Consider the following 16346-nt stretch of genomic DNA (forward strand, 5'->3'; position numbering starts at 1 on the left):
AAATTTACTGCTGATAGCTTATCATATTTTGTGGTATGTTGCTAACATAAAATGGGGGATTTTATATATTCCCCCTATATATTGCAATAATTTTCAGCTCTTCTCCACATGTAAATCACGCAACAGCCGTTGCAATGACCGCTGATACATCGCATCATCCTGCCAGCATCGAAAATCGCCAATAAAGCGTATCCGGCGGGTATCTCCAGCCCAGGCTGCGGTAGTCTGCATCACGGCATCATCGAGCCGGATCGGAAAAAGAACCAGATTTTTTGGTATCCGACGTTCTTGCTCAAAAGCCACCTCCACTTCTCGTTCGACCCAATCGCTTGTAACCGCATGTTCGGAGAGGATCAAAAGGAGTTTCTCGTGCATCCTGATAGCATCGTACATCTGGGTACGAATTTTATCCCCAATTTTGAGATCATGAGGTGCAAACCAGCAAGAGACATTTTTGCTTTGCAGATCTGTATACAATTTTTCCGCAAAGAGTTGATCTTCCGGCGCATAACTCAAGCAACAGCGATAATAATCTGAGGAAGCATGCTGATACAAGTCCATTTCTGGATAAGATGCAAAAGGCTCATTCGTGTGGTGCGATGGAGATGGCACAGGATGAAGAAATTCAATGGCTTTTCGAATAGCCACGGCAACATCACGAAATGCTTCGTCACGATTGGGCCAGAGAGTAACAGGCTTCGCGCCAGTTGGAACAGGTTGCAGATGGGCAAACGGCGTTCCATGCCAATCGACAGGACGCAGGATAACAGGAATAACGATTGCCTCGCCAGCCGCATGACGCGTGAATGCACGTTGCATTTCCACACCGTAGCAATAATCTGAGGCCAGGAAATCAGGACTAATCAGCAGGAGAATAATCTCCGCTCTCATGAGATGTATATCGATAGATTGCTTCCAGTCGCTGCCAGCTATGATCTTGCGCTCGTGCCATTCAGCTATCACTCCCTGCTGTCGAAGTATGCTCAAATGGTTCTCCAGACCTTTACAAAGTCTCTCATCACGATGCGCATAGCTGTAAAAAAGCTCAATCGGGCGTGATGCATCCTGCATCATTGGTTGCTCCCTTCTTGTCATATTCTCCCTTGTATGCAAAGGCTTTCATTCACGCACATACAGAATGACTTCCAGCCAGAAAGATAAACACATCATGACTTCTCTTCGATTTTGAGATCACGCAAGAGCCGTTCAAAGGCTCGTTGGTACGTATCATGATCTTTCCACCATGTAAAGTCACCAATATGCCAACGACGACGCACATCAGCTGCCCAGGCATTAGTAGTATTCATTACCGTATTATCCAGTCGTAAGGGGATAAGCACCGATCGATGCTCACAATCCTCTTTCTCACGCGCTGCCACCACCTCACGTTCAACCCAGACACTCTCAAGCGCTTGCTCAGAAAGAATCAAGATTAGCTTATCATAGCTGCGAATCGCTTCATCAATCCGCTGCTGATAGTGATCACCAATCTTTATATTCTCCAAAGCAAACCAGCAACGTACTCCTTTTCGTCGCAGATCGGCATGAAGCCTGGTAGCAAAGGCCTGATCTTTGCTTGTATAACAAATAAAACAGGAGTGGTATTCAATTGGACATCCAACAAGAAGAGTACGAGCATAGAGGAGGATGACATCAGGGACACAGGTACCTCGTAGAAATATTTCTGGAATAATCCTCGGTAGGCACCATATGGTTTCAAGTCGGACGAATGAGGAGCTCAGGTGCTTGACTTTTTCAAGCCCTTTCAACTTCTGCGGATCAGCGTTCCCAAAGATTGTGAGTGACATATCCTTATCTCCTTTTCAAAACGCCTCGTTCTTTTGTTCCGGTCTATGCGAACTACTAGCCTGAAAAGAAATAGATGAGTCCAGCATCCATCCCACAACACTTTCCCACGCTTCGTCATAAATAAGGATATATACTCTTTTTATGATCCCATTAAAGACATATAAAGATATCTCTATGTCTTTATGATAGTCAGCCAGCCTAAATTTGTCAAGCTATTTGATATCATTCATGTAAAAATAAATTGTGAGGCATATTAAATGCAATTTTTTTCATCTTGAGGCTCTTTTATTGTCAGGAAGTTGACAGCTCTAGTCCATGTATGTTATACATTTAAGTAGTGCATGTCTTCTCTAGTTTGAAACAAGCAACAAGAGTAGCCAGAGAGAAGAAATATGAACATTGAAGAAATCATGCGAAAGGTTGAAGCGTACACGCCATCCTTTTCCACCGAGCGGCAACAACTCTATGAGGCATATACAATTGCCACAGAGGCGCATCAGGGGTTCTATCGCGTGACGGGTGATCCCTATCTAAGCCATGTCTTCTCTGTCGCATCTATGCTAGCTGATTGGCACGCCCCCCCTTCTATTGTCATTACCGGATTGCTTCACGATATTCAAAGCCTTGAATACTCTTGCGTCTATGATCTTGGAAAAATTGAACTACACCTGGGAACGGATATCTGTCAATTGTTGAAAGCAACCATCTCCATGAATCGCCTGTTTCGCACCACCGAAGGAAATTTTTTACGTTCCTCAGAAGTGGGTAACATCGGACAAGGCATCACCACGCTACTCCAACAGCAACACGATATTCTCGCTATCAAAATCGCAGATCGTGCGCACAACTTACAAACTATCGCTTCGCTTACGCGTGATTTTCAGGAGCGCGTAGCACGCGTTGGCTTCAACTTGCTGGTTCCAATGACTGAAAAACTCGGCATGTTCATGATAAAAAATCAAATTGAGGATGCCTGTTTTGCTATCAGCCATCCCATATCGTACGAAACCTTAAAAAGGGGCCGCGCACAAATTAACCCCGCGCTACTTGAGCAACTATTAACCGATTTACAAACAATACCTGCACAAGTCTGCGCCCCCTCCTGGTTGCCGAAACCACTCTATACGCTCTATCGCCAGCAAATCGAGTATAACGCACGTTTGGGCAAGCCAATCCATAGCGAACTGCCATCCTATAAACTCGAAGATGCTGGCATGTTCATCCTACAAACCGATGACGAAATCGACTGTTACCGCATACTTGGTTTACTACATACGTATTATCAACCAATCGAACGAAAATTTCGCGACTTTATTGGCGCCCATAAAAACAATGGATATCGAGCCCTTCATACTCAGATCAGGCATCCCAGCGGTCATATCCTCAACATCAGCATTCGTACGCGATCAATGCACGTCGTCGCCGAGCAGGGCATCATAGCCCGCTGGTGGGGCGTGCCAGAACATCTTCTTCCTACCTTCTCGCAGCAGGTATTGCCAGATGCAAACGAGATTCAAGTCCTGACCTCAATAGGAGAAATTAAAAACATGCCCGCAGAGGCTACCTTGCTCGATTTTGCCTATGAAATTCATACCGACATCGGGCATCGCTGTATCGGTGGCCTCGTCAATGGAGTACATGTTGCACTAGATCACTCCTTGAAAATGAGTGACCGAATTGAGCTCATTTTAGGTGGATCGGAAACACAACCAAGCCTGGAGTCTTTAAACTATGTCAAGACATCACAGGCGGCCAACCGTATTCGCCAATGGTTTACACAATATAAACGTAAGGAGATGGTCAAACGTGGAGGTGACTTGTTAGACCAACAGCTACGCCGCAGTGACTTAAACATCAGCGATAGTCACCTTCGACAACTCCTGACACAACTGGCTTTTCGAGAACAGTCCAAAAGCTGGGAGGATTTACTGATATCCATTAGCGTTGGTAGACACAAACCAGACAAAATTGTCGGCCAATTACGCTCATTTATGACTGAACAACCGACACCAAACGTCACAGTCCATGCTCTCTCTCCAGATATAGATAGGCTCACTAAGATGTACGCTAAATGCTGCACTCCCACCACAACAGATGATATCATTGGCTGCGTTGAGATGCGCCCCAAAGGACAGGTCCTTGTCATTCATCAAGCTGACTGTGCACAGGTCAAAAAGAATAAGGATAGTATCGTTCCTGTCAAGGGCGATGAGCCTGCCGAGCCAAATTATGTCGTTGTGATAGAGGCACTTGATCGTAAAGGGTTAGCCGCTGATATCACTAAAATAGTCACCTCGCTCGAATGCTATATTCAGGATTTTAAGGCCACTGGTCGTCCCGATGGCACTATGGCTGATGTACAGATATTACTGGGAAAAACAACCAGCCATCAGCGCCAACATCTGGAGAGCGATTTAACAAAAATACCTTATGTTACTCATGTTGAGATGATGCCCTCTACCCAACTCCCCTCACCGGTACAGCAGCAATTCACCCAACGCTTCGTTCCTAAAGCCAACCCATACGGCCCAAAACTTGCACTCGGCCCTCGCTTTTACGGCCGTGACGGCGAATGTCAACGCATTTTATCTCTTTTATATCAACAAACACAAAATACCGTTATTCTTTTATGGGGGCAGAAACGCATTGGAAAATCTTCCCTCCTCTTGCATCTCAACGAACAACCCCTCCAGGATTTCATCCCGGTGTTCATTGATGTACAAAGCGTGAGTGATAGTACGACCAGCCATTTTCTGCATCATCTGATGTCACGCATTAAAGAAAAGTTGCCGCAACCGGTCGACGAATTAACGATCCCTCCCCTGCGAGAACTGCGCAAAGACCCATTAACACTCTTTGATGCCTTTTTTGCTACGATTCAGCACTATTTTCATGCTCATCATATGGTCTTGATCCTGGACGAATTTCAATGTCTATGGAACTTACACGAGTCCGATGTCACTTTGGAGGCCATTTTTAGCCGACTGCGCAGCACCTCTCAACATGGAAAAAATGTGCATCTCATCTTGAGTGGTGGTGGATTACTCAGTCAACTACAGCAGCAGGCAACCATCGCTCCACTTTTCAACGCCGCCTATGACATCAAACTTGATTGTCTCGACCTGGAAGCCGCTTCTCTATTGATTAGAGATGGCTTGAACACGGTAGGCACCATTACTGATGAAGCAGTACAACATTTACTTTTTACCACTGCTGGTCACCCGTTTTATCTCCAGCTCATCTGCTGGCGACTCTATGAGGTAGCTCAAGAGAAAGAAAAACATATCACGCTTGAACACACCATTTCATTTATTAATGAATGGTTAAATACAGCCGATAGTAGCCGCTTTTTACACTTATGGGGAGCCGATACAGCCATAGCTTCGCAACGCAATAAGATTATCCTGAGTGCCATCGCCCAGCTGAGCAGCAACATTAGTGAGGTCGAGTTCAATCAACTGGCCCACCTGATTCGTATGGTGGTGACGGAAGGTGATCTTGTACGAGCACTCGAAGATCTCACAACGCTAGGTATTCTAAAACATAACAGCATGCGCTATGCCATCGCAGTCGAACTATTCTCCCGCTGGTTGCGGCAGCATTGGCCACTCGAATTAGTCTTAAAGGAGGCAGATTTACAATGAATCAGTCGGCTAGCCTATCACAGACGCAACAGTACCACCACAATCCCTTCACGCGTTGGTCCTTTTGGGGGAGGCAACAAGAGCTACAAGAGATAGACCGCTATCTCCTCAGCGACCCTCCACAAAGTTGTGTGGTGATTGGCGAGACGTTTAGCGGAAAAACGACCCTTTTACGTGCTCTATCTGATCCACAGCGCCAGCTGCTAGGAGATAATCTACCTCATGCCCACAGGCATTTAGCTTTTATCTATCTTGACTGTGCTGTTTACATTCCGCTGGCAAATATGGATTATCTGGCCTCTACCGAGTTCTGGTGGGGACTCTATATGAGTGCACAGCTGGTTCTACAGCCATCACAACCGCCTGAATTGTCGAAGCCTGATCTTGATACCATCACAAAGTACGATGCCTATGAAATCAAAAGCGCTGTTGAAGATCTTATTCGCAAACATCCAGTTCCAGTTATCTTGATCTTCGACAATTTTGAAGGAGTCGCCAGTCTCCCCAAACGGGATAGCGAATGGTTGCGTGCCATAGTTCAACAGCATCGCAGTGCCTATGTCGTCGCAAGTCGCTATTTACTCTACCTGTTATATCATTATCATCCTGAAAATTTTTTCACCCCCTCGCCATTATGGAATCTTTTTGCTGATCCTATCTATCTGGGTTTACTGAAAAGGCATGAGGTACATGATCGCCTGATTGAGGCACGCGATGAGGCCGGAAGGAAAAAAAGCATCTGGGTAGAAGAAGATCTTGCCTTTCTTAAACAGATCGCTGGACGCCATCCTGCACTGTTACGCATTGCTTGTTTTCATCTCTTTGAACTGCGCAAAGATACAGCCAAAGGCGAATATGACACCCTTACCTATCGTATCTCAATGGATGCCAGCCCGATCTGTGATTGGCTCTGGCACAGTCTTGGCGACGCCGAGTTGCAAGGAGAGCCCGGAACCCACGCAAGCCGCCACGAAGAGAACGGCAAGCTCTCCTATTATCAACACGCCATGCTGGCAATCGCCTGCGATGAGAACCTTGCTGAGCTCACACAATTGAAGAATCAATCAATTCCGATTAAAGAAATACTCTTTACGCTGGAACAACGTGGGATCATCGAGCGAAAAAATGAACGCTGGCAACCATTCTGCGAAATCATGCGCCAGTTTATCCTTAAGCAAAGCGCCTCATCTGTACAAACATGGCCAGACGCCCATCAACCCACCTCTTCATCCTCACTGCCTGAAAACGAAAAGGTTCTGCCTGCCGAAAACAGAGCTTTTACGTATCTTGAAGGCATGGTATATGAATATCTACAGGCACACGCAGGAAAGATCTGTTCTCGTGCAGAGATCAAGGCGGCCATCTGGAAGCTGGATCAACCCACCGATAGCGCACTACAAAAAATTATCGAGCGCATTCGTACAAAGATAGAACCAGAACCAGATAATCCGCGTTCCCTTATCGCCATCCGTGGTCAGGGCTATATGTTACGTAGAGATAGTTCCAACACATATTCGTAGCAGGCTAGATTACATGGCGATTAGTACATCACTCAGCCATTGGTCCGCCACCTTTAAATATGCCTGCCCTAAATCAGGAAGGTTGTCATAGATGATGCTAATAGCGGCGCAAACGTATGCCTTTTCAAATAGGTAGTAATTTAATACTTTACGTGCATCTGTACAATCTTCCTCAGGCATTTCATTCAGATAATGGGCAATAATTTTTTCGGTGAGCGACGGAAACTTCAACTCTGTACGCGCCTGTATATCAATCACAAAGGTTGCAAAGTCGCTGAGTACGTCAATGTGCGAGTACATCGGATTAAAATCAATGGCATCCAGAATAGAGACTTTCTCAACGCCATGTTTATCAGAAGGTGCATTTTCTGCTTCGATCCAGATATTCGGTGCCTTCAAATCTCCATGACAGCGTTTTATGTAGTTCCGCTTCAGCCTTTGCCCAAAAAGGTTTTCGTAATCTGTCCAGGGAAATTTTTCTTTCATAGCACAACGTAGTTTTATAAAGCCGTCTTTGGCTGACACAAGTTGTGGGGACAGTGAGGCATTATCTCTCTGGATAAACGGCTCGGCCAGTGAAAGATTATGCTCCAATTTCCTTTGCACCTGAGCAACAGATCCCCATCTATAAGCATCTTCATTGGATAATGCTGGTTGCGCTCCATGGAGTTGGATAATCCGTCGCGTCAAGGGCATCAGCAAAGCAAACAGAGCATCTTCATCATCTTTGTAGTTATCCAAAAGTGTTTCTAAATGGTCACATTCTGACAAATAACGCATCACTAAGGCATAATTTGCATAACGCTCGAATCGATCTCGTTCCGGCTGCTCCACAACCTGGCCTAATGTAAGAGTGCGTGTTCCTGGATTGAGGCCATAGACACACGCAAGGCCATAGTAAGCAGAGGGCGTAAAGGTTCTATTCCAGAGCAGCGCTTCAAGCTGGCAATTCTGGCGTTCTTCGGAGGAACCTAACTGATATCTTGCATCCTGATATGGACAGAGTATTTTCACAACCAGTTGTTCGTTTCCAGGCCGGCTATGTACAAAAAGAATCCAGGCTGATTCAGATTTTCGTACATAATTGATTATATAATCTGCGTCCTCAACCTTTCTAAAAGATTGATTGGACTCCTCGCGAAGGGATAGCATTTCGCAAAGAGGCTGAAGTATTTCTCTACTTGCCTCATAATAATTTAAAGAAAACATACATTCTACCTGTTTACAATGATAAGCATCCTCTTTTCTATCAAGAGAGTGCAAAAAAGAAAAAAAAGGTATATAATATTAGTATAGCGCACATATCATAATTGCTAGATGAACAGAACATAGCCATCAATAGAAAAGGAAATTTGTTACTGATTACCATTTCTTTTTACAGTGGCAAACATTCATATTGTTCAGTTTATAAAACGATTGCTATTCTTAACATTAACAGAAAATGTACGAAAGTCAGCCTCCACCCTACGATGACAAGATTTTTCGATTTTGTCATCGTAGGGTGGAGGCGTAAAAGTGCGGGCACAAGACGCACATGTACCAGATTGTTGATACTTTTCACAACGCCTCTGGCAAAAGCATTCTCATACGGGAGCGAACCAGTTAGATTTTACCAAAGAGTATAGCCGCCATCGATAACAATCACGGAGCCAGTCATAAAGCTAGAGGCATTCGATGCGAGGTAGACAGCCAGTGGACCCAGTTCTTCCGGTTGACCATAACGAACCATGGGAGCATCCTCAATCCAGTTCTGTCGCAGCTCTGGTCGATCGACCGGAGACATTGGTGTCTTGATATACCCGGGAGCAATCGCGTTGACCCGGACGTGAAATTGCGCCCATTCCGCAGCCAGCGATTTCGTAATATGATGGACCGCCGCTTTGGATGCGTTATAGTGCGGCTGCATCTGTGGGCGATTAACGATGAATCCCGACATTGACCCTATATTGATAATGCTACCACTTTTACGCTCTACCATCTGACGCCCCACAGTCTGACAACAGAACCACAGCCCATTCACATTGACATCCATGACCTGCTGCCATTCCTCGACGGTCACGTCCAGAGCATCTGTATGATAGCAAATACCCGCATTGTTGACCAGCACATCAACTGGCCCTAACCTGCTGTTTACTTCTTCCAGCATTTTATCTACCTGATCAGGCTTCGAAACATCGACATCTACCACAATCGCCTTTTTTCCCTCCGCTTGCACTGCTGCGGCGACCGCTTCGCTACGCTCGTGGGAACCAGTGGGAGCAGCAATAACGACGGCCGCTCCTACGTCAGCCAAGGCATTTACAAAGGCCTCGCCTAATCCCCGATTGCCACCGGTGACAATTGCCACTTTCCCAGTCAATTTAAAAGCATCCAAAACACTCATGCAGGTCCTCCTCTTACAGATTAGCAGGGTGAATAAAACGTAGGCAAGAGAATTATTCAAACGATCATTTTAACGTTTGACGATAGAGACATTCTAGCACCATCCGATCACACCTGGCGTTCTTTTGCACCAAAAATCCACTGCGGAAAGGTAAGCGTGAGAAGAGATATAGCTCGAAATCGACAGATATGATTAAGTCTCAAAAAAATCGAAAATCGTTGATTCGCATCGCTTATCAACGTATAATGTATTTAGAAAGCCAGATATTCGAAAATCCAATCTTTATATGAACGGACAGTATTTATGCAAAAGGACTTTCTTCAGTATCGCCTCATTGAAGAATTAGCAGATAAAACACTTAGAAAAACCTATTTAGCTCATCTACGACAAAATATCCAAAAGAAAGTCATCATCAAGCTCTTTGATAAAGAATGTGTCAATCCAGATGAAGAACAGCATTTACTTCAGCTCGGTTCTCTGACGTTTCTGGAGCATCCTCACATTGTCCCCATACTAGGTATCGGACTGGAACAAGATAAGGCTTATCTTATCAGTGAATATCGTACCTATGGCTCACTGCATCAGCGCCTGGAAAAGCTGGGTCAGGAGCCAATGGATTGGCACGAAGCCTTAAGTATTGTGATGCAAATTGGTCATGCACTCAGTTACGCGCACGACCAGGAACTTATCCATGGCAACCTCAAACCTGAGAATGTCTTTTACACCGATACTGGAACAGTACAATTAACTGATTTTAATCTGTCGCCGTTTATTGATATCACCAAACTTGGACATAAAACAGATCTAGCTACAACGAGATATATGGCCCCCGAACAATTTATTGGGAAAATCGAAAAGGCCAGTGATCAGTATTCATTAGCTTGTCTGGCCTACGAGTTGATCACAGGTCATGTCCCCTTTGACGCGCAGAGCTTTTCCTCTATGTGGGGAATGCACACGACAAGCTATGCAGCACCTCTATCCAAGCATGTACCAAAGATACCAATGCCGATCGACATGGCGATCCTCAAGGCGCTGTCAAAAAAAAGTGCAGATCGTTATGAAGATATTGACGCGTTTTTAAGCACGCTAGAGAATGGCTTAACCATACAAACACCTGAATTACCGTCGACGCTTAACTTGTCATTGCCTGGAATCCCCGACCTCCTCAAAAAGGGATCTGTCACCAAACCTTTCGGATTTACCCCTTTTCCGGATGTCCCGAAGCCAGCTGGTAGCTCAAATTCATCCGAAGTGCCAGAAGAGACCGCCATACAGGAGCCCAAAAAGCCACTTACTAGCGATCTTCCACCAGTGATGGGCATGAGACTGCGTAATACTGCACGCAAATTGAATTCACAGTCTGGCATATCCTCTGATACAGAGAACACTTTTCCCGAGAGCGCCTCCCACGATGCCGTGGTCATTCTTCCTGAGAGCTCCTCCTACGATGATCTGGACCTTCTTCCCGAGAGTACCGCCTCTAATAACGTGAGCAGTCTTCCTGAGAGCACCCCCTCCGAACAAGCGACGCGTCCATTACCAGAAGTGGAACTGAGTGATCCAGTCCCACCTTACGGCCAGTTAATACAGATTTCCAACCGGGTAACTGCACCTCAAAATAAACTCTTTCTGGAACAAAGCAGCCCTGATCAGCTTCTCCCCAACAGCGCAGTGTCAGCAGCGCCAGCAGCGCCGCCTCGTCAAAGCAGAAAGCTCTTTTTATTCTGGATAAGTGTCATCTCAGTAGTATTAGTCCTTCTGGGAATTTTTACACCTTCTCTTTTAAGCCTTGCCAACCCCGCGCATAAAACTCAGGCCGGCGTGAAATATCCAGCAATCCCGGCAACGGTTCATGCGACCAGCAGCGGAGCCACAACGAATAGTGCCATACCCGTACATCCTACCCAGAAGCCTACCGCATCAACAAAAAGGTCTACGCCAGTCGCCACGGCAACGCCAGGAGACACCCACAAGGTCATTCCGACACCTACCACACCAGCCATACAAACGAATCCCCATAACACACCCACAAAAGCTCCGGTTGCGACCCCTACCCCAGCCACCGTCCATGGAAGTGGCTCGATCCAGATTAACAACGGCGGAGGCGCTACGGGCTCATTTGTCGCCGATCAAGACTTCTCAGATAGAGCGCAAGATCCACCGCGTCCATCGCGACCAGATGTTGTTAGCAATGTCATCAGTACCAGTGGAGTGGTGAATCCAGCGCCAGAGAGTGTTTATCAATCCAGTCGTGTGGGCGATAGTATCTATCGCATCCCCCATTTCACGCCAGGCGCATCCTATACGATACGCCTCCATTTCGCGGAGACGTATTGGACGTCTGCCGGACAGCGCACCTTTAACGTTTTTCTCAATGGGCAACAAATCTTAAGCAGTTTTGATATTGTAGCAGCAGCCGGTGGCAACAATAAAGCCGTTGTGGAGCAGTTTGTGACAGAACCAGCCAGTGACGGGACCATCACGCTTCAATTTACTGCCGTGATTGATAATGCTCAGATCAATGGGATTGAGATACTCGCCAACTAAAGCACATAGATGCTCGTCTGCCCCTACTCGCTCTCATCCGGGCATGTTGACATTCTTTAATTCAGGGGCTAAGATAATATTAGCACATACATGGGCTACAAAGATTTTGACGTCTGAGACTATCCCGGTCGAAGAGCAAACAGATCAATTACTATAAGAAAGACTTGTTGCATACATGACACAGAATTTCAATGATTGGAACCGCCAGATTATTGCTGATTTTCGCGCCAACAACGGAAAAGTTGGAGAAGGAACTCCACCATTGCTTTTGCTCAACTCCATCGGTGCAAAAAGTGGGCAGCCGCGTATCAATCCTTTAGCATATTATAGTGAAAATGGACGTATTTTTATCTTCGCATCCAAAGCTGGGGCTCCGACCAATCCTGATTGGTATCACAACATTGTCGCGCATCCCGAGGTGACGGTTGAATTGGGTAGTGAAAAGTTTCCCGCTACCGCTGTGGTACTGCAAGACGAGGAACGAGATCAGATCTATGCCAAGCAAGCTGAACTGGCCAGTAATTTCGCAGAATATCAGGCCAAGACAAGCCGGAAGATTCCAGTAGTTGAACTGGTGCGCAAATAGCGATCATTCGACACCAGCAAGAGGATCTAAATCTAGCTCATCCTTGCTGAAAGCTGGCGCTTCTACCACTGCTGAAATTGGCACACAATCGCAACTATAAGAATATCAGCGATTGTGTGCCAATTTCGCCTCATTTTTCCCATTTAGTCCATGACTGAGCCGCAGGTCAGGTTAGCAATAGCTCCAGTTATATTGAGCCTGCTGCACCATAAACGACTGCGCTTTTGTCTTGCAATAACATTTTTATGTACCTACCTATTCAAAAGATTTCCTCACTTGCAAGATGAGAATAAAAGGTCACTCTGCTCCGCCGAAAGCACTTATACGCCTTCCTCAACGGTTTGCGCTCGGCCAACCCAATCAGAGGCAACATCAACCGCGTTCTGTCCTAGAAACAGATTCAACTGGGCAGCATGCTCCTGCACGTGCCGCATATTGTACAAGAGCAACTCTAAAAAGCTAATTGGACCTCCATCAATCCAGGAGAACGTGAGCAGTTGATATGCTTTCTCGTCAGACAACTCGCCAATCGTTGTCTGATACTTCTGGCGTAGCTTCATCAGATAGGAGTGTAGCTCGTCTTTGGTATATGGCCGTGCGGGACGAAATTTCTTTGGGTCCAGTTCATCCTGTGTGAATGGCAGAGAGGGCGTGAATCCTTCAGGAGAGTCTGCAAGATACAAGTCAAGCCAGTAGAGTACGTGATAGGTGATACGCCAGAATTCTGCGGATTCCGAGCGGTCTGATTGGCTATGCCAGAGGCGTCCATGCCAGTATGTGTCAGGGCAGGCAAGCAGGGCATTTTCAAGCATGTCGATAGTCGCGCCAAACTGCTGCCAGAGAGCGGTACGCAACAATGTATCCATCTATACACCTCCAAATGACATAAGCGCATGAAAATCCGAGAACCTCTCTCGATTTGAGAAGGTATTCTTTTTCTGGTGTACCAAAGCGGTTCTATGAGATGAGAGCTGATCTGGTAACCTGAAGTTGACAACCGATCTTGCCCTGACTATAATTGATATACTTATCATTGTTGATGATGCTATCAATTATGATAAGTATATCAATTACCGAAGGGAATTTAAAATGACAGCTCCAGAAAATGGTTCGGAGTCGCCAGACAATACAGTCCCCCCTGCTGTGCAGCCCCAGGGACGACGCGGCCAACGCCAATGGCAAACACGTCTGCGACTGATTGAAGGTGCCCGCATCGTCTTTGCACAGGTAGGAGTGTCTCAAGCTACGATTGCACAGATCACTACAGAAGCAGATGTTGGCTTTGGCACCTTTTATCTCTACTTCAAGACCAAAGATGAAGCCTTACATGCTGTCCTTGTGGAAGGTTTTGCACCTCTCAATACAGAGGTTGATGCGATCCAGCAACAAGGTCATGCTCAGCACATGCCCTGGGAAGATACATTGAAAAATATCGTGATTGCCTACTTAAGCTTTGCACATGATAATCGCGATTTGATGCAGATCATGTTTAACGAACAGGTGCGCGTTCAGCAAGCCGAATGGCAGATCTTCTTACGCTTCGCCTGGCGGATCGTGCAGCTATTAAAAGGAATTCAGCCAACCTCCTCGGAAGATACCTCTCCCTTTGATTTCACTGCAAGTAGCCCCGGCACGCCTGCCATAGCCTATCCGCTCAACCTCCTGACAGCGATGGTCGTAGCGATGTTAAATCGCACAGCCATATGGTGGCTACGTCAATCGCACATGGAAAACGGTAAGGAGCTTCAATCCCTCGAAGTTGTCAGTACAACAGTCACAAAATTCATCATTGCGGGCCTCACCAATGTCCTGCTTACGGACCAGGAGGCTCCAGGAAAGGATGCGAAAAATGATGAAACGGAACGCAGCTAAGTGGTGGAGCGCTACCACTCTGCTCATGCTCCTTCTTAGTGCATGTGGAGGCAAGACCACCACTGGCGTCAGTAATGCGACGCCCACGACCATCGCATCTGCCAGTGAGCAGATCGTTGCCACACCTGTGACAACGACAGGCTGTGGAAAAGCGGCGCCTGTCGAGCAAGGAAAAAGTGCGACCTTTACCATCACCTCCAGCGGGATTAAACGCACATATCTGCTACACATTCCAGCCGGTTATAATACGCAGCAGATGACACCGCTCGTGCTAAATATTCATGGTCTGAATGAAACATCACAAGAGCAAGAGCTGTATTCCCAGTATTCAACCCTGGCTGATCAACAGCACTTTCTGGTTGTCTATCCGCAGGGAGTAGTCGGGCCGGATGGCAAGGTCGGATGGTCCACATATGGAAAAGTTGATCCCAAAGTTAACGATGTTTTGTTTTTCAGCGACCTGTTAACGACATTACAGCAACGTCTATGCGTGGATGCCCATCGCATCTACGCGACGGGTATCTCTAATGGCGGAGGGATGACCAATCTGCTCGCCTGTCAGATGGCTGGACGCATCAGCGCATTCGCAGCGATTGCCGCAGCCGTCTATCCTATCCCCGGAGGATGCCATCCAGCACGTCCAGTCTCCTATCTGGAGTTCCACGGGACAAAAGATCCTATTGTACATTATAATGGCGGCAAAGCTTTTAGCCTGACGGCAGCACTGCAGATCGTACAAGACTGGGCCACGCTTGATGGTTGTCAGAGCAATCCAACAACTTTTTTTCAGAAAGATGATGTCACTGGACTCAAGTGGAGCGCTTGCCAGCAGAATGTGGCAGTCGAGCACTATCGCATCGATAACGGCGGTCATACATGGCCAGGAGCCACGCTAGCCGTTTCACGCCTCGGCTCAACGACAAAAACGATCTCTGCAACCACTCTTAGCTGGCAATTTTTTCAAGCCTATCAGCTTCCTTGATTGTAATTGTTACATCCATCGATTATAATCATCACACCCATTATAGTATGCAGCACCATATGCTGCTCTTGAATTTTAAACCTCTCAATAGAGTAATACCCATTCAAGATTCATAGAGGAGAAAAGGATGCCATCCTTAACGAATACCATTGCCTTAGTTACCGGGGCCAGCCGTGGTGTGGGCAAAGGCATAGCTCAAGGCTTAGGCGAAGCGGGCGCAACTGTTTATGTCACCGGGCGCACCAGCAGCCAACATCCCAGCCAGTTCCCCGGAAGCATTGAAATAACAGCCGCTGAGGTCACACGCCTTGGTGGTCATGGCATCCCTGTTCACTGCGACCATGGCAATGATCATGAAGTGGAAGCGCTCTTTGCACACATCCAGGCAAAACATGGAAGGCTGGATCTCCTGGTAAATAATATCTGGGGAGGATACGAACAAATGAGCGAAAATGGCAAGTGGACATGGGAACTCCCTTTTTGGGAACAACCGCTATGGCGTTGGGAGGCAATGTTTCATAGTGGAGTACGAGCTCATTTTGTGGCGAGTCGTCTGGCAGCCCCTTTCATGATCAAACAACGGAGCGGGCTCATCGTCACTATCTCCTTTTGGGCGGCCCAAAAGCATATGGGTAATCTTCTCTATGGGATGGCAAAAGCGGCAACCGATAAATTCGCAGCGGACAGCGCTGAAGAGTTACGTCCCTATAATATCACCAGTGTCGCGTTATATCCCGGTCTCGTGCGGACAGAAGCCGTCATGGCTAATGCCCAGTGGCTAGATCTTAACAACTCAGAATCACCTCAATTCGTCGGACGTGCTGTTGCCGCCTTAGCCAATGATCCAGCCAAATTACAACGTTCTGGCACCGTCCTCTTGACAGCACAACTGGCTCGGGAGTATGGATTTGTGGATATAGATGGAAAAACAATCCGTCCTGCCACCCTCTCTGAAGCATAACAGCATCGACCTTGACATTTTCTGGTCATGGGAGCTATG

12 protein-coding genes are annotated in these 16346 nt (G+C 46.7%); 7 read left to right on the forward strand and 5 right to left on the reverse strand.

The window, feature by feature from the left end; genetic code table 11:
- Window positions 1–93: 93 nt before the first annotated feature.
- Window positions 94–1074 carry a toll/interleukin-1 receptor domain-containing protein gene (locus AC27N8_RS01800; RefSeq protein WP_487063340.1) on the reverse strand — a complete coding sequence of 327 codons (981 nt, stop codon included), beginning with the start codon at window positions 1072–1074 and terminating at the stop codon, window positions 94–96.
- A 92-nt stretch (window positions 1075–1166) separates the two neighbouring features.
- Complete coding sequence (locus AC27N8_RS01805) at window positions 1167–1808, reverse strand: toll/interleukin-1 receptor domain-containing protein (RefSeq protein ID WP_487063342.1); 642 nt, start codon at window positions 1806–1808, stop codon at window positions 1167–1169.
- Between the two features lie 393 nt (window positions 1809–2201).
- Between AC27N8_RS01805 and AC27N8_RS01810 the strand changes: the two genes are divergently transcribed.
- Complete coding sequence (locus tag AC27N8_RS01810; RefSeq protein ID WP_487063344.1) at window positions 2202–5453, forward strand: HD domain-containing protein; 3252 nt, start codon at window positions 2202–2204, stop codon at window positions 5451–5453.
- The gene (locus AC27N8_RS01815; protein WP_487063346.1) at window positions 5450–6973 is read left to right on the forward strand and encodes a winged helix-turn-helix domain-containing protein; all 1524 of its coding nucleotides are present in this window, start codon (window positions 5450–5452) and stop codon (window positions 6971–6973) included. Before AC27N8_RS01810 ends, AC27N8_RS01815 begins: the two co-directional genes overlap by 4 nt.
- 9 nt (window positions 6974–6982) lie before the next feature.
- Here the strand turns inward: AC27N8_RS01815 and AC27N8_RS01820 are convergent, their stop codons facing one another.
- Together AC27N8_RS01820 and AC27N8_RS01825 are read right to left on the reverse strand one after the other, a co-directional pair.
- Window positions 6983–8182 carry a hypothetical protein gene (locus AC27N8_RS01820; RefSeq protein ID WP_487063348.1) on the reverse strand — a complete coding sequence of 400 codons (1200 nt, stop codon included), beginning with the start codon at window positions 8180–8182 and terminating at the stop codon, window positions 6983–6985.
- 400 nt (window positions 8183–8582) lie between these two features.
- Window positions 8583–9356, reverse strand: coding sequence for a glucose 1-dehydrogenase (locus AC27N8_RS01825; RefSeq protein ID WP_487063350.1), 774 nt, complete (start codon window positions 9354–9356; stop codon window positions 8583–8585).
- A gap of 303 nt (window positions 9357–9659) precedes the next feature.
- Here AC27N8_RS01825 and AC27N8_RS01830 point away from each other — a divergent pair, with 303 nt between their 5' ends.
- Together AC27N8_RS01830 and AC27N8_RS01835 are read left to right on the forward strand one after the other, a co-directional pair.
- Entirely contained in the window at window positions 9660–11906 is a 2247-nt protein-coding gene (locus AC27N8_RS01830) for a protein kinase domain-containing protein (protein WP_487063352.1), read from the forward strand.
- A gap of 175 nt (window positions 11907–12081) precedes the next feature.
- Window positions 12082–12492 carry a nitroreductase family deazaflavin-dependent oxidoreductase gene (locus tag AC27N8_RS01835; RefSeq protein WP_487063354.1) on the forward strand — a complete coding sequence of 137 codons (411 nt, stop codon included), beginning with the start codon at window positions 12082–12084 and terminating at the stop codon, window positions 12490–12492.
- Window positions 12493–12812: 320 nt separating this feature from the next.
- On the opposite strand, the gene AC27N8_RS01840 is transcribed toward AC27N8_RS01835, so the two are convergent.
- Window positions 12813–13358 carry a DinB family protein gene (locus AC27N8_RS01840; RefSeq protein ID WP_487063356.1) on the reverse strand — a complete coding sequence of 182 codons (546 nt, stop codon included), beginning with the start codon at window positions 13356–13358 and terminating at the stop codon, window positions 12813–12815.
- Window positions 13359–13581: 223 nt separating this feature from the next.
- Here AC27N8_RS01840 and AC27N8_RS01845 point away from each other — a divergent pair, with 223 nt between their 5' ends.
- From AC27N8_RS01845 to AC27N8_RS01855, 3 genes are all read left to right on the forward strand, one after another.
- Window positions 13582–14364: a TetR/AcrR family transcriptional regulator gene (locus tag AC27N8_RS01845; RefSeq protein WP_487063358.1), complete on the forward strand. Its 783-nt coding sequence runs from the start codon at window positions 13582–13584 to the stop codon at window positions 14362–14364.
- The gene (locus tag AC27N8_RS01850; protein ID WP_487063360.1) at window positions 14342–15346 is read left to right on the forward strand and encodes an extracellular catalytic domain type 1 short-chain-length polyhydroxyalkanoate depolymerase; all 1005 of its coding nucleotides are present in this window, start codon (window positions 14342–14344) and stop codon (window positions 15344–15346) included. The genes AC27N8_RS01845 and AC27N8_RS01850 overlap by 23 nt, the downstream gene beginning before the upstream one ends.
- A gap of 127 nt (window positions 15347–15473) precedes the next feature.
- On the forward strand, window positions 15474–16307 hold the full coding sequence (locus AC27N8_RS01855; protein WP_487063362.1) for an SDR family NAD(P)-dependent oxidoreductase: 834 nt from the start codon (window positions 15474–15476) through the stop codon (window positions 16305–16307).
- The last annotated feature ends 39 nt before the right edge of the window (window positions 16308–16346 follow it).

The sequence above is a fragment of the Dictyobacter sp. Z7_2 genome, from assembly GCF_057551105.1.